Below are 16962 nucleotides of genomic sequence, written 5' to 3'. Positions count from 1 at the left end.
CGGCGCCAGCGCTACACTGGCCCGGTCAATCGGGGAGAACGACATGTACTGGCTGTTCCTGCTGTTCGCGCTGGCCTGTTTCGGCATGGCGCTCAAGACCCCCCACATGGGGCTGATGGCGCTGTCGCTGCTGGGCACCCTGGTGTTCCTGCTGGCGTGGGTCCGCGGCCTTTACGTGGCCCGCTTCGGTGACGTGCAGCCCACCCGCGCGGCCATCACCGATCCCAACGAACTCCGTCGGCTGCGGGAGCTCGCCCTACAGGCGCGCACCCCGACCGCTCAGGGTGAGTCCGACCCCTCGTAGTGCCATGACCCAACTCAGCGTCAACGTGAACAAGATCGCCGTCCTGCGCAACTCGCGCGGCGGCACCGACCCGGACGTGCTGCAGGCCGCCCGTGCCTGCCTGGAGGCCGGCGCGCACGGCATCACCGTGCACCCGCGCCCGGACCGCCGCCACATCCACGCCGAGGACGTGCTGGCCCTGTCCGCGCTGACGGCCGAGCGCGGGGTGGAGTTCAACATCGAGGGCAACCCGTTCGCGCCACCGCGCGAGGGCTACCCCGGGCTGCTGCCGCTGTGCGCGCAGACCCGCCCCGCCCAGGCCACCCTGGTGCCCGATGGCGACGGCCAGCTCACGTCCGACCACGGCGTCGACTTCGCCCGGGATGCGCAGCGCCTGCGCCCGCTGATCGCCGAATTGAAGACCTACGGCTGCCGGGTCAGCCTGTTCGTGGATGCGGGCGACCCCGACATCGCCCAGGCCGCGGCCATCGGTGCTGACCGCGTGGAGCTCTACACCGGCCCTTACGCCGAGGCCCATGCCGCCGGCGACGCCACGGCCATGCTGGCCGTGTTCGCCGATGCAGCCCGCCGCGCGCAGGCGGCCGGCCTGGGGGTCAACGCCGGGCATGACCTGTCGCAGGACAACCTGGCCGATTTCCTCCGGACCGTGCCGGACGTGCTGGAAGTCTCGATCGGCCATGCGCTGATCAGCGAGGCGCTGTATGACGGGCTGGATGCCACGGTGAAGGGCTATCTGCGGCTGCTTTGATGGGGCGCGTAGCCCTGCCGCGTAAGGGGCGCCCGGCATCGGGTAGAGCCGACCGTTGGTCGGCTCAGCCGCCGGTGACGTGGCGCGCGAGGCACGCGCTCTGGCCCTGTGGATAATGTAGGGGATCAAATCGGCACCCACCGCCGGTGAGCCTTACCGGGCGCAGGTTTCACTTCCATTTGCCCCTGTGGTTAGTAATACTACTAACCATGGATATCCCCTATCCCCGCCGTTCCGACGCTACGACGTCTCATTCCCTGAGACATCCGGGCGATAGGCTTTGAAGATGGGTATTGCGATCAAAGGCCGGGGCTCCAGCGCGCACCTGGCGGGCCGCTTCGAGGTCACCGTCAGCGAAGCGATGGACGACGGCTGGGCGCCGGACGAGAGTGAAGAGTTCGCTGCGCCGCGCCTGCGCACCGAAGTCCGTGCCGAGACCGCGCGCAGCATCATCAGCCGCAACAAATCGCCGGACGTCGGCTTCAGCCAGTCGGTCAATCCGTACCGCGGTTGCGAGCATGGCTGTTCGTACTGTTTTGCCCGGCCCTCGCACGCCTATCTCAATCTCTCGCCCGGCCTGGACTTCGAGACCAAGCTGTTCGCCAAGACCAATGCGCCGCAGCTGCTGCGCAAGGAGTTCTCGCGCCCCGGCTACGTGCCGCAGCCGATCGCGCTGGGCATCAACACCGACGCCTACCAGCCGATCGAGCGCAAGCTCAAACTCACCCGCCAGCTGATCGAGGTGATGCTGGAAACGCAGCACCCGTTCTCGCTGATCACCAAGAATGCGCTGGTCGAGCGCGACATCGACCTGCTCGCACCGCTGGCGGAAAAGCAGCTGGTCAGCGTGCACTTCTCGGTGACCTCGCTGGACCCGCACCTGTCGGCCAAGCTGGAACCACGCGCCTCGGCCCCGCATGCACGGCTGCGCGCGATGCGTCGCCTGAGCGATGCCGGCATCCCGGTCGGGGTAATGGTCGCGCCGGTGATTCCGTGGATCAACGATGCCGAACTGGAAGCCGTGCTTGAGGCCGCCCACGATGCCGGTGCCTCCACCGCCGGCTACGTGCTGCTGCGGCTGCCGCTGGAAGTGGCGCCGCTGTTCCGCGATTGGCTCGACACCCACCACCCGGACCGCGCCACGCATGTGATGAGCACCATCAACCAGCTGCGCGGTGGCAAGGACTACAACAGCGAGTTCGGCACGCGCATGCGCGGTGAAGGGGTCTACGCCGACCTGCTGTCCAACCGTTTCAAGCTGGCCCGCAAGCGCCTGGGCTTCGATGCGCAGCACAGCCATTGGCCGAAGCTGGACTGCACCCGCTTCCTGCGGCCGTTGCCGCCGCGGGTGGACTCGCCGCAGGGTTCGTTGTTCTAACGAGCCTTGAAGGGACGGTCGTCAACAAACGTCTTAGTCCGTACCTAGTCGCCGTACATCAATGTAATCGGCCCGTTACTGCCGAGCATGCGTCCGCCACGACAGTCTATTAAACAACCCCAGGCTTGCTTGCTGAACCCTGAACGATGTAGCTTAAGCTTAATTATAAGTGAATGAGTCAGTATCCATGGATGGAAAAAGCACGCCCAATAGCCCGGGTAAGAGGCGCTTCTCCTATGTGATGACGCTATTGCCTATCGTTTCTTTGGGCGTCATATCAACGAGTGCTTTTGCAGCGCCCGCGAAAGAAAAGGTGCGAATAATCAGCCAAGCCGACGGCGGGGGTGGGGTAGCCACAACAGATATGGCAAGGATGACCGTCCGTGGGACTAGACCCAATCAGCCTCCCCTATTTAAGTCCTATAGCGGGATCTCCGCTCCTTACATCCAGCTGCCAATAGGGGGGGGCGGAGGAGGAACTGCAGCCCCTGCCCAAACATCGAAAGAGCAGGAAACCGACGATAGGCAGGACGACTGTCCAGAAGTTAGTGGGAATCCCGTGGTTCTTTACACTGGGAACAAGGTGGAGCCTGAGCTGGATTTTGCGAGCCAGGGAGAAATGGGCCTGTACCTGCAGCGCACCTACAACCACCATTGGAGTGCGGTTGGCATCTTTGGCCAACACTGGCTGAGCAACTTCGACTACTCACTGGCATTCTCTGATGAAAGGAATCTGGCTTGGTCGCAACGGCCAGATGGTCGGCGAATCAAGTTCCTCCGTGATCTAAGCAGTGGTCACTGGTTCGAGGACAAAGCGCAACCGGTGGCGTACATCAAGCAAAACGGCGATGGCTCATTCACGCTGCACAACGAACAGCGCGGGACAGAGAGCTATAACGCCGAAGGATTCATTACGCAGCAGCGCGATGAACAAGGCGTGGCATGGACGTACTCTTACAATAATCGTTATCTTCAGCGGGTGACTCATTCTTCGGGTCGACAAATCAACTTTTCCTGGAGTAATGGCCAGCTCGTGAGGGTAACGGACCCAGCCGGGAACGCTTACCAATACACGTATACCGCCAATGCCTTCGGTAGTAACCGCCCCCGACTCGCCTCTGCTGTAATGCCTGGCGCGCCCGCTACAACCATCAGCTACCACTATGAAGATGCGAGATTCCCCGGCGCCCTTACAGGCAAATCGTTCAATGGCAATCGATACTCAACCTTTGCCTACGATGCGAGCAGGCGCGCGGTTCTTTCCGAGCATGCGGGTGGAGTCGAACGCTTTACTTACAGCTACGCTGTACTTCAGACGGAAGCCGTCGCCCCTCCCCCCGCACCTGCTCAGCCAGGACGGTCTGCCGGAGGGACGGGGAGTACGCCGGGTTCACCATGGTGCGAACCGCGCGTAGGAGGAGAAATCTGCTATGCCCCACAGTCCCTGCCGTCCTTCCCGTCCCAGCCATCTCTGCCGACGTCCGGCGGCCCAATTATCAACCTTCCCGGCGTACCTGGGTCACCTGGCCTGCCTACAGACCCGCTTTCCCAACTTCCGACCACCAGGGACCGTGCAGTAAAGATCAGCGTCACTGAGACCAACCCGCTCGGCCGTAAGACTACCTACAAGTACGAGGATGGTAGGCAAGTATCGGTAAAAGGAGATGCGTCACCGAAATGTGCAGCCAGCTATAAGGAGCGTAGTTATGACGCCAATGGCTACCCCGACCTGGTCCACGACTTCGCGGACAACTTGACCAACTTTGATTACAGTCCCCAAGGCTTCCTGCTCAAACAGGTTGAGGCGGTCGGAACCAGTGCCGAACGTACAACAACGTGGGAGTGGGACACTGGGAAGAACCGCTTGCTGAAGCAGAGAATAGTGGGCGACGTCGAGAACAGTTTCACTTATGACGCCAAGGGAAACCTGGCCTCATCCACTGCGCGGAACGCCAGCGCAATTGGTGCGGTGGGCCAGTCCAGCGTCACGACATACACCTACACTTACCACCCCAATGGGCTAAAGGCATCAATAAAGTCCGACGGACCTCTCGCGCAAGATGACGTCGTCGAAACATATAGTGGGTCAGGCGACCTTCTCGCGGTCAAAAACGCACTCGGTCACACCGTGAGCTACAGCAACTACAACGGTCTTGGACAGCCTGGCCGAATCGTTGGCGTCAATGGCGATGTAACCGAAATCTCTTACGATGCGCGAGGAAGAGTTGCCTCGTCTCGTAGAAGCATTGGAAATGACTGGGCCACGACGACTATCAGCTACGATCCAACTGGCAATCTGGCGAGCATCCTTCGCCCCGATGGCATCAAAGTAAGCTACAGCTACGACGCTGCACAGAGACTGGTGCTGGAGTCTAGGCCCCTCGGTGACGGGCAGTTTGCAAGGGTGAAGCATAGTTACGACAACGCCTCCAACCGTACTCGAACCGAAATATCGCAAAGCGACTATCCAGCCGATAGCCAAGTAGTTGGATACATCGATGGTGTCACACACGACGGCCAGTGGAACTGGTTCGTACACGGTTGGGCCTGCACTACTGGATCCGCCGCATCCATCCAGGTCGACGCCTATGCCAGCGGGGGTGTGCACATCGGAAGCACCAAGGCGAATAGGGCTACCGGTACTGAGGTTGCGAACGTTTGCCAGGCGAGTGGAGCAGCGTACGGATTTCGCGTGCCAATCACCTTGGCTCAGCGCCAACAGTTGGGTGGCCGAACTGTTTCGGTCCAAGGCGTATCGCCTCAAGGAGCCACTTACAATCGGGCTTTGCCGAGCGCGGCAGATCATCTGATCCCGACAGCGACGATCATTGGCGGCGTCAGTGGGGTGGTCCAAGACGAAACATGGAACTCATACATCGAAGGGTGGGCGTGCTCCGTTGGTGTTGCTGCACCTATCGCTGTCCACGTCTATGCTGGCGGCGCTGCGGGTTCGGGCACGCACGTTGCAAGCGGGACCGCCAACCTGCCAGGTGACGCCACCGTCGCACATAGCTGTCAGGTGGCGACAACTGCGCATCGGTTCAGGGTGCTCTTAGACTTTGGCACCCGGCAGGCCCACGCCAACAAAACGCTGCACGTTCACGGCATCTCGCCTGTTGGACAATCCAACCTGGTCGTTACCGGATCCGGCAGCCATATCGTTCCACCGGCCACACTTAGCGCGCAGATCATCAGCTTTAACACTTCTCCGACTAATATCGTAAATGGAGAAACCACCGAGCTGACTGCTCGGGTGCGCAACACAGGAAATATCGTCTGGCATAGCAATACCTATCTTGCTTGGGGATTCATCCACCTAAACAACAGCATGCTCCTGTCAGCACCAGTTCCTCCTGGCGGAGAGGTGGTCTTCAGTCAAACCATCGCGCCAGAAAATCCTGGGACGGGAAACATGTACTTCGAATACTCTGCGCAGATGGCGAGCAGTGGTACAGCGTGGGGCCCCCGAGCCACCACGGGAGTGACCGTGTCCAATGTTGGCTGGGTCTGTAAGCCGAATGGAGAGTGTCAGGCGCCAATGTCAGTCGAGCCAGGCGGCCAGATGCTGAAGTCCACGGAAGGAGAGCGCTGATGTCCATCGCAACGGCAACACTGATCGCGTTGAGCACAGTTTCCTACAGCGTTGACTATCAGTATGACGAGCTGGGAAGACTGGTGGCGGAGAACGGTAACAGTGGTCAGAACGTCCGCTACGCATATGACGCTGAGGACCGTCTGATCCAAATCACGGATTCGCAGAATCGCACGACGAAATTCGAGTATGACGCGCGAGGACGATTGTTGAAGAAGATAGATCCAGCGGGTGGCGCGACACTGCTGGCCCACGACGTGGGTGATCGTGTTACCAAGGTGATCGACCCCCGTGGATTGGTAACGAGCTTCGAATACGATGGATTTGGACAACTGTGGAAGCAGAGCAGTCCGGATACTGGGGTCACGAGCCACCAATACAACGCAGGCGGCCTGCGAACGGGTACCGTGCGTAACGATGGCAGTATGGTGTCCTTTACTCATGACGGTTTGGGACGACTTACTGAGGTCAATTCCGACGGTCAACAACACAGTTACAGCTATGATTGGTGCAGTAGGGGGCTGGGCCGGCTATGTGGATTGGCCGCTCCAACCACATCCACACATTTCGCCTACAGCCCTGCTGGTGAAGTTTTGATCAGGCGGGACTTCATAATTGCCGGTGGAGCGACGACGGACCACAGCACCACCTACGGCTTCGACGGGATTGGCAGGCCTAACAAGATTACCTATCCCAATGGAAACGCTGTTGAGTACGGGTACGGGGCCGGCGGTCAACTTGGTTCAATGTCCGTGACCATCAACGGTGTGACCAAGCCGGTGATCACAGCCGCGAGTTACAAAGCAACGGGTGCTCGAAACAACCTCTCTTACGGCAATGGTCTTGTGCGTGGATATGGCCACGATCTGGACGGCCGCCTCACCTCCATGTCCGTACGGCGAGGGGACAACACCGCACTGAGCGCCTGGGACTACCAGCACAGCGCGGACAATGAGATCACCCGGATAGGTGACGGGGTCTCCCCGGACATGACGCAGGTCATTGGCTACGACGCGCTGAGTCGCCTGACCACCCTGACGCGATTCGGCGTGATCAACCAGCTTTCGTACGATGCGGGCGGCAATCACGATCGCTACCAAGCTGGAACCTCGCTGACCCAGTACAGCATCGATCCTCAGAGCAATCGCGTCCTGAACTACACGAGTGATGGTGTGAGCCGCCAGTACCAGTACGATGCTGTAGGTAACAGGATCAGCGAGAAGAGCGGTTCGCGTGTGCAGACCTACACCTATAGCCCCTTCAATCGGATGAGTCAGGCTAACGTCAATGGGGCTGTTACAAACTACATGCTCAATGCGCAAGGCCAGCGTGTAGCGAAGCTCAACGCAAGCACGAGCCGCTACTACTACGCGGGGCAGAATCAGCTCACCTCTGAGCTGACGGACGGTACTTGGACGAACTACCTTTGGTTCGGCGGCGAGCTGGTAGGCTTGGACCGTGGTGGCCAGGTTAACTTCGTACACACTGATCATCTGGGGCGGCCTGAATTTGCTACGAACGCTAGCCAGCAGACAGTGTGGAAGGCGTATAACTACGCCTATGGCCGGAGTGTTCAGCAGGACAGCATTGGCGGACTGAATATTGGTTTCCCAGGGCAGTACCACGATGCCGAGACGGGGCTTTGGTATAACGGCTTCCGGGACTACGACGCAAGTATTGCCAGGTATGTGCAGAGTGATCCGATTGGTTTGGAGGCTGGAACTAATACCTACTCATACGCTGGCTCCAACCCTGTAAGCTTAATCGATCCGTTTGGCTTGAAGGACTGTGATTGCACTTCAGCATCATTCGGAGAGATCAGGGCCCAGCTTCCAGATAAAGGGCCCCTTAGCCAAGTTTCCGATGGCGTTTCTAGCTACATTCAAGGCGTGGCTTGGGGCGGTACTGCGTTGGCTGCACAATCAGGAATATTGGGCGATAGAGCACTACAGGAAGCCAGTAGCACACATTCCCAATTAGGGATAGCCCTGATACAGGCACTGTCGCACCCAAATCAGACCGGAACAGCTGTAGCGGCGGTATCGTCTAAGTACCCCCTACAAGTGATGAGCAGAGCTGGAGCCGGCATCGCCGTCGGGACTGGATTTGGCGGGCGCGTGGGTGGTTATGCTTCCGCTGCCGCCTTCTATGGCTCAATGTTTAAGGCCACTTACAATAACTCTGAAGCAATAGCGGCAGCAGGAATAGTTGGGGAAGAGATATGTCGATGAATTTATCTTTTAAATTCAAGTGTCCAGCATGCGGCACAAGAGCACAGCGATTGCCAGCATTTAAATCGCTTGAGAGAGTGCTCATCGTCAAATGTAAAGAATGTCGATCAATCATTGAATCGGATATAGGCTGGCTCAGGTATATATTACTGGTGTCCTATACATATATATTCGCCGGGCTATTGGGGTCTGCATTCATAATTGGATTGGTTACTGGCAATGTTCTTCAGGTTCTGATCTCAGGCTTATTATTTGCACTCCTGGCACTTCTGCCTGCAATTATTCTTCATTCTCGATTTTTGGTTGTCCAGAAGACGGAGGAAAGCGTTAGATCGCTTGATCAGAAGTACGGAAAATATCGAAGGTGATTTCTTCGTCCCTCTTGGCGAGTCACGCAAAGGTCTAGACCCGGCACTCCATGCTCCGCTGAGTTATTACCGCGACAACGGCGTCATCCGCGACGCGGGCGCTGATCGTCTCTATCTCGATCTGGACGTGCTGGTCGGGTTGAAGGCGAAGACGAAGCGCACCGGGCGCAATGTGCCGATCACCGTGATGGTGTTGGCCGTGCTGGTTGCAGCCGTAGTGGTGGTGCTGGCGACTTGGTAACGCATGGGTCGCCCGTGTCCCCCGGTGCCTGTGACTCAAGGAGACCGCGTTGGGATGAAATGGATTCATCGGCTTGGGATCGCCTTCCTGTGGATGCTCCCAGTGAACTTCGTGGTACTTACGGGGCTGAAAGTTGCCTACCGTGTTTCTCTAGGCGAACAGGAGCTGGTTGGGTTGTCGTTGGCTATCCTTGGAACCGTGGGAGCGACGGTTTCCACTCGCCGAGGCCGCGTGAGTCGTTCCGATACGGCCGGTGATCGATGACGCGGGTTAGAGCGAACCTTTGCTCAACCGGCAAGCATTTGAACGGATAGAGTGCAAGGGCGTTGATCGAGACGTTGAACTCAAGCCAAGGAGGACGCACATGCTGGACCATCACCGGAGGACGGTAAATCTCGTGGTATTCGTCCTGATCACGATTGCGACGGGAGTGAATGCTCTCTGCAGGATTGCAGACGGGAAATTTACCGGCGTGCACCAGTACGCGCTGGCTTTCTTCGGCTTGTTCACTCTGTTCCTGAGTGTCGTGACCCTCATGACGATGCTGCGTACAAGCGCGCACCGCCGAAAGTGATCCAGGCTTTTGAGTGCATCGCATCGCCTTCGTAGATGAGAACCGGCGCTGCCTGCTCACGTGCTGATTGAAAGCGCGCGCTGATCAATTCCCACCAAACAATTTCTGCGCACTCTGGAAAAGAACCCAGCTCGTTGCAATGAACTTGTCCCCACCCTGCGGCCGGTTGCCCCGGTGGGTGTGGGTAAACGCCGTCGGTGCGATCAACAGGCTGCCCGTGCGCGGCGCGACCTTGCGGCCCTGGAACAGGAACTCGGTTTCGCCGGCATCGAAATCGTCATTGAGGTAGAGCGTCCACAGCAGGTGGCGGTGCAGCGTTTCGCCGGCCGGATCGCGTGGGTACAGCTCGCAGTGCCAGTACGGATAGCCGCCCTCGCCCGCTGCATACCATTGCAGATTGATGGCACCGGGCCGCAGGCAGGTGCGGGCCAGGTCGGACAGCGTGGCGTCGTCCATGTCGGGGAAATCCTCGGCCGCCAACCGGCGCGGCTGGCCCTGGCTGTCCTGGATCTGCAACATCAACGGCGAGATCAGGGCCTGTGGATAACGGCGTAGATAAGTCAGCAAACCCTTGAAAACCGCCTGCTGCAGCGCCGCTTCGGCCTGCCGCCACTCGGGGCGCCCGCTGATGCGAAGATCCTTGCTGTGCTTGAGTTCCGGGAACACACCGCTGCCCACTTCGCCCGGCTGCAACTGCGCACTGGATCGCATCTGGGCCTGCAGGGCCGCGCAGACCTCGTTGGGGACGGCGTTGTGGATTACTTCGATGAAATCGAGCGGCGCGTCGGCAGTCATGGGGTCATCCGTGGGCACGAATGGCCGATGGTGACCGCTGCCGTGGCCGATGTCACGCCGTTGCCACGTAGCAACAGGGCTGACCAGGCGGCCAGCCCTGCGTAGGAAATCACCCTGCCGCGCTGTCGTGTTCGCGGTGGTAACGGGTGGCTTCTTCCACTTCATTGCGCGAGCCGAGGAACACCGGCACGCGCTGGTGCAGCTGATCGGGCTGGATGTCGAGAATGCGCTCGCGCCCGGTGGTGGCAGCGCCGCCGGCCTGTTCGACCAGCAGGCCCATCGGGTTGGCTTCGTACATCAGGCGCAGCTTGCCGGCCTTGGAGGGATCCTTCGTGTCCCACGGGTAGATGAAGATGCCGCCGCGGGTCAGGATGCGATGCACGTCGGCCACCATGCTGGCGATCCAGCGCATGTTGAAGTTCTTGCCGCGCGCGCCTTCCTTGCCGGCCAGCAGGTCCTGCACGTAGCCCTGCATCGGGGTTTCCCAATGCCGCTGGTTGGACATGTTGATCGCGAATTCCTGGGTGTCCGCCGGGATCTGCATGTCCGGCGTGGTCAGCACGAACTCGCCCTTCTCGCGGTCCAGGGTGAAGGCGTGCGTGCCGTGGCCGACGGTGAGCACCATCTGCGTGCTCGGCCCGTAGATGCAGTAGCCGGCCGCGACCTGCGCGGTGCCCGGCTGCAGGAAGCTGGCATCGTTGGGCTGTTCGGTGCCCGGCGGGCAGCGCAGCACCGAGAAGATGGTGCCGACCGAGACGTTGACGTCGATGTTGGAGCTGCCATCGAGGGGATCGAACAGCAGCAGGAAGTCACCGCGCGGGTAGGTGTCCGGCACCGGCTGGCAATGATCCATTTCTTCCGAGGCGCAGGCCGCGAGGTGGCCGCCCCAGGCATTGGCTTCCAGCAGGATCTCGTTGCTGATCACGTCCAGCTTCTTCTGCGCTTCGCCCTGCACGTTGCCAGTGCCGGCTTCGCCAAGCACACCGCCCAGCGCGCCCTTGCTGACCGCGATGGAGATGCTGGTGCAGGCGCGGGCAACGACAGCGATCAGCTGGCGCAGATCGGCGTTGATGCGGCCGGCATGTTGCTCTTCGATCAGATAGCGGGTCAGCGACGTCTGGGACATGGAATCAGGCGGCCTTCAAAGGGGAAGCGCCTATTGTCGCCCTTCCCCGGAGCCATTACGAGGCGCGGGCCGCCGTAACCGTTCCCACCGCGCGCAACGCGCGGCCGGCGCGGCAAAGAAAAACGGCCGCACAGGGCGGCCGTTCTTCCTCACGGGGGCGATGCCGCTCAGCCCTTGCTGACGGTGGCCACGGCCTTGGCCACGTACTCCAGGTTGCCCTGGTTCAGTGCGGCCACGCAGATGCGGCCGGTGCCCACGGCGTAGATCGCGAACTCGTCGCGCAGGCGGTCCACCTGGGCGCGGCTCAGGCCCGAGTACGAGAACATGCCGGCCTGGTCGTTGATGAAGGCGTACTCCGGTGCGCCGGCGGCGACCAGGTTCTCCACCAGGCCATGGCGCAGGGCATGGATGCGCTCACGCATTTCGGTCAGTTCCGCTTCCCACAGCTGGCGCAGCTCGACGCTGTTGAGCACACCGGCCACCAGCGCGGCGCCATGGTTGGACGGGCTGGAGTAGATCGTGCGGATGATGCGCTTGACCTGCGACTGCACGGCCTTGGCCGCGTTCGCATCCGGGGCGACCACCGACAGCGCGCCAATGCGCTCGCCATACAGCGAGAACGACTTGGAGTACGAGTTGGCGACCACGAAGCTGTCGATGTCGGCCTCGGCGATGATGCGCACGGCGGCGCCATCTTCGCTGATGCCCTTGTCGAAGCCCTGGTAGGCCATGTCGATGAACGGGAACAGCTGGCGGTCCTTCAGCAGCTCGGCCACCTGCTTCCACTGCGCGACGGTGAGGTCGGCACCGGTCGGGTTGTGGCAGCACGCGTGCAGCAGCACCACGGTGCCCGGCTGCAGCTTGCCGAGGTCGGCCAGCATGCCGTCGAAGTCCACGCCATGGGTGGCGGCATCGAAGTAGGTGTAATCGACCACGTCGAAACCGGCCGCGCCGAACACCGCGCGATGGTTTTCCCAGCTCGGGTTGCTGATGGCGATGGTGGCGTGCGGCAGCAGCTTGTGCAGCAGGTCCGCGCCGACGCGCAGCGCACCGCTGCCGCCGATGGTCTGCGAGGTGGCCACGCGGCCAGCGGCCAGCAGCGGCGAATCCTTGCCGAAGACCAGCTCGCGGGTGGCCTGGTTGTAGGCCGGCAGGCCGTCGATCGGCAGGTAGCCGCGCGGTTTGGCGTCATTGGCCAGCTGCTGTTCGATCCTGTTCACGGCGCGGAGCAGCGGGATGCGGCCGCTCTCGTCGTAATAGATGCCCACGCCCAGGTTGACCTTGGTCGGACGGCTGTCGGCGTTGTAAGCCTCGGTCAGGCCCAGGATCGGGTCGCCTGGGACCAGTTCCACATTTGCAAAGAAGGACACGGCGGTACTCATTCGGATGACGGAAGGGGGAGGGTGGCGCGACGCAGGATTGGCGGCAGAATCAGCCAAAACCGACCCATCGTAACAAAGCCCTGCCAAGGGCGCCGAGGCCGTCGTCACGTCATCTTCCGTACCATGGCGTGCGGCACGCCCATTTACCGAGGATCCCGCCCCGCATGCTCCGTCTTACCCCGCTGGCCCGCCATTGTGCGCTGGCCTCGGCCGTGTTGCTGCCGTCGCTGGCGCAGGCCCAGAACACCCCCGCTCCCACCGCCCCGATCGAGCGGCTGCCCACGGTCCAGGTCCAGGCTGCGCGCGTGGCGCAGGTGGCCGATATCGACCTGCCCGCCTCGCTGACCACGGTCTGGGTGGATGAAGACCGTACCGGCCCGCTGGCCCAGCTCTCCGAGGCGCTCAACGGCATCCCCGGGGTGGTCGCGCGCGATCGTCAGAACTATGCGCAGGACACCCAGCTCTCGATCCGCGGCTTCGGCGCGCGTTCGACCTTCGGCGTGCGTGGCGTGCGCGTGCTCGTGGACGGTGTGCCGGCCACCATGCCCGACGGCCAGGGCCAGCTCTCCCACGCCAGCCTGCTCTCGGCGCAGCGCGTGGAGGTGCTGCGCGGGCCGTTCTCGGCGCTGTACGGCAACTCCTCCGGTGGCGTGGTCCAGGTGTGGAGCGCGGACGGTGCCGAAGGCGACCCGTGGCGCCTGCGGCTGGATACCGGCAGCGACAACACTGTCAGCGCCGGCGCCCAGCTGCGTGGCGTGCAGGGACCGATCCGCTACAACGTGGCCGCCAACCACTTCCGCACCGATGGCTGGCGCGACCACAGCCAGGCCCGGCGCGAATCGGTCAACGCCCGCTTGGGCACGGATGTCGGCGGCGGCCAGCTGGATCTGGTGCTGAACTACTTCGATGCGCCCGACGCGCAGGATCCACTCGGCCTGACCCGCGCCCAGGTGCGCGAGAACCCGCGCCAGGCCACCGCGGTGGCCACCCAGTACAACACCCGCAAATCCGTGCGCCAGGCCCAGGCCGGGCTGGTCTTCACCCGCACCGAAGGGGCGCAGACCTGGCGTGCGATGGGCTACGCCGGCCAGCGCAGCGTGGAGCAGTACCTGGCGATCCCACCGGGGCCGCAGGCCAACGCGCTGCATGCCGGCGGGGTGATCGATCTGGACGGCGATTACGGTGGACTCGACGCGCGCTGGGCCTGGCACGGCGACTGGGCTGGTCGACCGCTGGACGTGGTGATCGGCGCCAATGCCGACCGTCAGCAGCAGGATCGCCGCGGTTACGAGAATTTCGTCGGTGATCAGGTGGGCATCAAGGGCCGCCTGCGCCGCGACCAGAGCGACCGGGTCGAGAACGTGGACCAGTTCGCGCAGGCGTGGTGGCAGTGGGCACCGCGCTGGTCGCTGTTGCTTGGTATGCGGCACAGCACCGTGCGCTTCCGCTCCAACGACCACTACATCACCGCCGGCAATCCCGACGACAGCGGGTCGCGTCGCTACGAAGCGACCACCCCGGTGGCCGGCGTGGTGTTCCGCGCCAGCGATGCGTGGCGGCTGTATGCCTCGGCCGGGCGTGGCTTCGAGACCCCGACCTTCAACGAGCTGGGCTACCGCGCCGATGGCCAGGCCGGGCTGGCGCTGGATCTCTCGGCGGCCCGCAGCCGCAACCTGGAAGTGGGCAGCAAGTGGCACGGCCAGAGTGGCGTGCAGGTCGAGGCTGCGCTGTTCCGCGCCGATACCGATGACGAGCTGGCGGTGGCGAGCAACAGCGGCGGCCGCAGTACCTACCGCAACATCGGCCGCACCCGCCGCCAGGGCGCGGAAGCCAGCTATGTACAGCCGCTGGGTGCGCAGGCGGATCTCACGCTGGCCTACACCTGGATCGAGGCCACCGTGCGCGACCCGTATGCGCTGTGCGCGGCCAGCGGCTGCAATACGGTGGCGGCCGGGTCACGCCTGCCCGGCGTGCCCAGTCAGCAGTGGAACGCGCGGGTGCAGTACCGCCCGGGAACGTGGCAGTGGGCGGCCGAGATAGTGGCTTCCAGCGACACCGTGGTGAACGACCTGGCCACTGAGCGCGCGCCGGGCTACGCGCTGCTCAACCTGGAAATGTCACGGCGCTGGACCACCGCGCAGGGCACGCTGCGTGCCTTCGCGCGGATCGACAACGCGCTGGACCAGCGCTACATCGGCTCGGTGATCGTCAACGATGGCAACCAGCGCTTCTTCGAGCCCGGCCCGGATCGTCGCTACAACGTGGGCCTGCAGTGGCAGTGGGCGCCCTGATCGCAGCGGCTTACCTGGGCGGCTTGGCCGGCACGAACGGTGAGGTCGGGTCGCTGGCCGGGAAGGTCTCTTCCAGCGCCTCGTCCTGGTTGTCGCTGGCGTGTTCCTTGCGCTGGCGGCGCTGGTATTCATCTTCGCGGCGATGATGGCCGGCGGGGCCTTTCTCGCCGGCCGCCGAATCCTTGCGGTCGCGCGGGACGGGATCGGGCGTGACGGCCACCGGCAGGTGATCGGGTTCGTCGTCGGGCACGGACATGCCGGCGCCGCGGTCTTCGGCGTCCTGGTTGTCATGTTTGGCGCGCTGCTCGCCGGGGACCGGGGCGGTGGCGTCGCGCAGAGGATCGCGGGGCATGGGAGTTCTCCAGTAGCTGTGCAGCCCACTACAGCGCGCGGCGGGTGAAGTCGCTGCGAATCCCGGTGCGTCAACGAATCTGTCACGGCTGGATAACGGCGGCGGGTCTATTCCTGCCTCCCCCACCGCTGTCGGAGTCGTGTCATGCCCCGCCTGGACCGCCGTGCCGCACCCGCGTTGTTCAACGCCTACCTGCAGCCGGAACGGAGCGGGCGCCGCGCGCGCCGCGACCGCGCCGAAGATGCGCAGGCGGTCGCCCAGGACTACCTGCAGTACATGCGCAGTGACTACGAGCAGCGCCGCAGCCAGGGGCGCCGCAGCTGGCGCGACCTGTACCCGGCCTATGCCTTCGCCCTGACCACGCATTACGCCGACTGGCCGCGCGGCGCCGATGACACCGACGGCGAGCTGGCCGAGCACTGGGAACAGATGCGCGGCCAATCGCGGCTGGGCTGGCACCAGGCACGGGCGGTGGTCGAGGATGCCTGGCTGGCGCTGGACCACATGCCGGCGGCGGCGGTGCACGGCCTGCTGCAGTAGCCGCGGGCGTGCAGCCACGGCCTGCACAGGCCGGACACAGGCGTTTCACGTGCGCCGCGGTACAGCTGCCCTCCCTGTAGTGTTGGAGTGGCGCCACCATGGCCCGACCGATCTGGACCGGCACGCTGTCATTCGGGCTGCTCAATGTCCCGGTGTCGCTGATGTCCGGCGAACGCAATGTCGACCTGCACTTCCGCATGCTGGATTCGCGCGACCGCAAGCCGATCCGCTTCGAACGGGTCAACGCCGATACCGGTGAGGAAGTGCCGTGGAAAGAGATCGTCAAAGCCTACGAGTACGACAAGGGCAGCTATGTCGTGCTGGAGGAAGACGACATCCGCTCGGCCGCGCCGCAAAGCCATGAGGCGGTCGAGGTGGAGACCTTCGTCGACGCCGCCACCATCGACCCGCGGTACTACGAGAAGCCCTACCTGCTGGTGCCCGCCAAAAAAGCCGAGAAAGGCTACGTGCTGCTGCGCGAAACGCTGCGCAGCACCGGCAAGGTCGGCATCGCACGGGTGGTGGTGCGCACGCGCGAATACCTGTGCGCGGTGATGCCGCACGGCGATGGACTGGTGCTGATGATCCTGCGTTATCCACAGGAACTGGTCGACCCGGACGAGTACAAGCTGCCCAGCGGCAGCCTCGCCGAGTACCGTATCAACAGCAAGGAAACGGCGATGGCCGAGCAGTTGATCGCCTCCATGTCCGGCGAATGGAAGCCGGATGAGTACCACGATGAATTCCGCGAGCGCCTGCACACGCTGCTGAAAAAGCGGATCAAGGCCAAGGGTGGCACCACCAAGGTGGAGGAAGAGCCGGCCCCGCGCGAGGACGACGCGACCAACGTGGTCGACTTCATGTCGTTGCTGCAGAAGAGCCTGGATGCCAAGAAGCGCACGCCGGCCGCCAAAAAGTCGGCGGCGAAGAAGGCTACGGCAAAGGTCGCCAAACCCACTGCGGCCAAAAAGGCGACCAAGACAGCGGGCAAAGCGGCCAAGAAGACCACCAAGCGCGCGCCCGCGCGCAAAGCCGGGTAA

At 62.7% G+C, this 16962-nt stretch carries 14 protein-coding genes; 10 read left to right on the top strand and 4 right to left on the bottom strand.

Annotated features, from left to right (window positions below):
* Window positions 1-43: 43 nt before the first annotated feature.
* The 7 genes from OC373_RS14655 to OC373_RS14625 all read left to right on the top strand — a co-directional run bounded on the left by OC373_RS14655 (window position 44) and on the right by OC373_RS14625 (window position 9436).
* Complete coding sequence (locus OC373_RS14655) at window positions 44-304, top strand: hypothetical protein (RefSeq protein WP_019184059.1); 261 nt, start codon at window positions 44-46, stop codon at window positions 302-304.
* A gap of 4 nt (window positions 305-308) precedes the next feature.
* The gene (locus OC373_RS14650; protein ID WP_261997919.1) at window positions 309-1052 is read left to right on the top strand and encodes a pyridoxine 5'-phosphate synthase; all 744 of its coding nucleotides are present in this window, start codon (window positions 309-311) and stop codon (window positions 1050-1052) included.
* A gap of 286 nt (window positions 1053-1338) precedes the next feature.
* Window positions 1339-2430 carry a PA0069 family radical SAM protein gene (locus OC373_RS14645; protein ID WP_261997918.1) on the top strand — a complete coding sequence of 364 codons (1092 nt, stop codon included), beginning with the start codon at window positions 1339-1341 and terminating at the stop codon, window positions 2428-2430.
* Between the two features lie 187 nt (window positions 2431-2617).
* Entirely contained in the window at window positions 2618-6022 is a 3405-nt protein-coding gene (locus tag OC373_RS14640) for a DUF6531 domain-containing protein (protein WP_315985465.1), read from the top strand.
* The gene (locus OC373_RS14635; RefSeq protein WP_070426292.1) at window positions 6022-8253 is read left to right on the top strand and encodes an RHS repeat-associated core domain-containing protein; all 2232 of its coding nucleotides are present in this window, start codon (window positions 6022-6024) and stop codon (window positions 8251-8253) included. Before OC373_RS14640 ends, OC373_RS14635 begins: the two co-directional genes overlap by 1 nt.
* Window positions 8254-8505: 252 nt before the next feature.
* Window positions 8506-8862 carry a hypothetical protein gene (locus tag OC373_RS14630; RefSeq protein WP_261997917.1) on the top strand — a complete coding sequence of 119 codons (357 nt, stop codon included), beginning with the start codon at window positions 8506-8508 and terminating at the stop codon, window positions 8860-8862.
* Between the two features lie 364 nt (window positions 8863-9226).
* Window positions 9227-9436 (top strand): hypothetical protein, encoded by a 210-nt coding sequence (locus OC373_RS14625; RefSeq protein WP_046272253.1) that lies wholly within the window; start codon window positions 9227-9229, stop codon window positions 9434-9436.
* An 84-nt stretch (window positions 9437-9520) separates the two neighbouring features.
* Here OC373_RS14625 and OC373_RS14620 read toward each other — a convergent pair whose 3' ends face one another.
* The 3 genes from OC373_RS14620 to OC373_RS14610 all read right to left on the bottom strand — a co-directional run bounded on the left by OC373_RS14620 (window position 9521) and on the right by OC373_RS14610 (window position 12727).
* Complete coding sequence (locus OC373_RS14620) at window positions 9521-10231, bottom strand: 2OG-Fe(II) oxygenase (protein WP_070426294.1); 711 nt, start codon at window positions 10229-10231, stop codon at window positions 9521-9523.
* Window positions 10232-10340: 109 nt separating this feature from the next.
* The gene (locus OC373_RS14615) at window positions 10341-11357 is read right to left on the bottom strand and encodes a class 1 fructose-bisphosphatase (RefSeq protein WP_046272251.1); all 1017 of its coding nucleotides are present in this window, start codon (window positions 11355-11357) and stop codon (window positions 10341-10343) included.
* Between the two features lie 167 nt (window positions 11358-11524).
* The gene (locus OC373_RS14610) at window positions 11525-12727 is read right to left on the bottom strand and encodes an amino acid aminotransferase (RefSeq protein ID WP_070426295.1); all 1203 of its coding nucleotides are present in this window, start codon (window positions 12725-12727) and stop codon (window positions 11525-11527) included.
* A gap of 176 nt (window positions 12728-12903) precedes the next feature.
* Between OC373_RS14610 and OC373_RS14605 the strand changes: the two genes are divergently transcribed.
* Window positions 12904-15030 (top strand): TonB-dependent receptor, encoded by a 2127-nt coding sequence (locus OC373_RS14605; RefSeq protein WP_070426296.1) that lies wholly within the window; start codon window positions 12904-12906, stop codon window positions 15028-15030.
* Window positions 15031-15040: 10 nt separating this feature from the next.
* On the opposite strand, the gene OC373_RS14600 is transcribed toward OC373_RS14605, so the two are convergent.
* Complete coding sequence (locus OC373_RS14600; RefSeq protein WP_046272249.1) at window positions 15041-15382, bottom strand: hypothetical protein; 342 nt, start codon at window positions 15380-15382, stop codon at window positions 15041-15043.
* A 144-nt stretch (window positions 15383-15526) separates the two neighbouring features.
* Here OC373_RS14600 and OC373_RS14595 point away from each other — a divergent pair, with 144 nt between their 5' ends.
* Together OC373_RS14595 and OC373_RS14590 are read left to right on the top strand one after the other, a co-directional pair.
* Window positions 15527-15922, top strand: coding sequence for a hypothetical protein (locus OC373_RS14595; RefSeq protein WP_019184068.1), 396 nt, complete (start codon window positions 15527-15529; stop codon window positions 15920-15922).
* Between the two features lie 98 nt (window positions 15923-16020).
* Complete coding sequence (locus OC373_RS14590) at window positions 16021-16962, top strand: Ku protein (RefSeq protein WP_261997916.1); 942 nt, start codon at window positions 16021-16023, stop codon at window positions 16960-16962.

This window comes from Stenotrophomonas sp. Ste96 (assembly GCF_024519495.1).
Lineage (GTDB): Bacteria > Pseudomonadota > Gammaproteobacteria > Xanthomonadales > Xanthomonadaceae > Stenotrophomonas > Stenotrophomonas bentonitica_A.
Note: the sequence above shows the minus strand (reverse complement) of the source record. Positions and strands in the feature narration are given on the sequence as shown.

What these genes read in the sequence shown, in the direction of transcription:
- OC373_RS14615 (WP_046272251.1), bottom strand. Translation starts at nt 11,357, where the DNA reads ATGTCCCAGACGTCGCTGACCCGCTATCTGATCGAAGAGCAACATGCC.
- OC373_RS14595 (WP_019184068.1), top strand. Translation starts at nt 15,527, where the DNA reads ATGCCCCGCCTGGACCGCCGTGCCGCACCCGCGTTGTTCAACGCCTAC.
- OC373_RS14590 (WP_261997916.1), top strand. Translation starts at nt 16,021, where the DNA reads ATGGCCCGACCGATCTGGACCGGCACGCTGTCATTCGGGCTGCTCAAT.
- OC373_RS14600 (WP_046272249.1), bottom strand. Translation starts at nt 15,382, where the DNA reads ATGCCCCGCGATCCTCTGCGCGACGCCACCGCCCCGGTCCCCGGCGAG.
- OC373_RS14645 (WP_261997918.1), top strand. Translation starts at nt 1,339, where the DNA reads ATGGGTATTGCGATCAAAGGCCGGGGCTCCAGCGCGCACCTGGCGGGC.
- OC373_RS14605 (WP_070426296.1), top strand. Translation starts at nt 12,904, where the DNA reads ATGCTCCGTCTTACCCCGCTGGCCCGCCATTGTGCGCTGGCCTCGGCC.
- OC373_RS14635 (WP_070426292.1), top strand. Translation starts at nt 6,022, where the DNA reads ATGTCCATCGCAACGGCAACACTGATCGCGTTGAGCACAGTTTCCTAC.
- OC373_RS14655 (WP_019184059.1), top strand. Translation starts at nt 44, where the DNA reads ATGTACTGGCTGTTCCTGCTGTTCGCGCTGGCCTGTTTCGGCATGGCG.
- OC373_RS14650 (WP_261997919.1), top strand. Translation starts at nt 309, where the DNA reads ATGACCCAACTCAGCGTCAACGTGAACAAGATCGCCGTCCTGCGCAAC.
- OC373_RS14640 (WP_315985465.1), top strand. Translation starts at nt 2,618, where the DNA reads ATGGATGGAAAAAGCACGCCCAATAGCCCGGGTAAGAGGCGCTTCTCC.
- OC373_RS14625 (WP_046272253.1), top strand. Translation starts at nt 9,227, where the DNA reads ATGCTGGACCATCACCGGAGGACGGTAAATCTCGTGGTATTCGTCCTG.
- OC373_RS14620 (WP_070426294.1), bottom strand. Translation starts at nt 10,231, where the DNA reads ATGACTGCCGACGCGCCGCTCGATTTCATCGAAGTAATCCACAACGCC.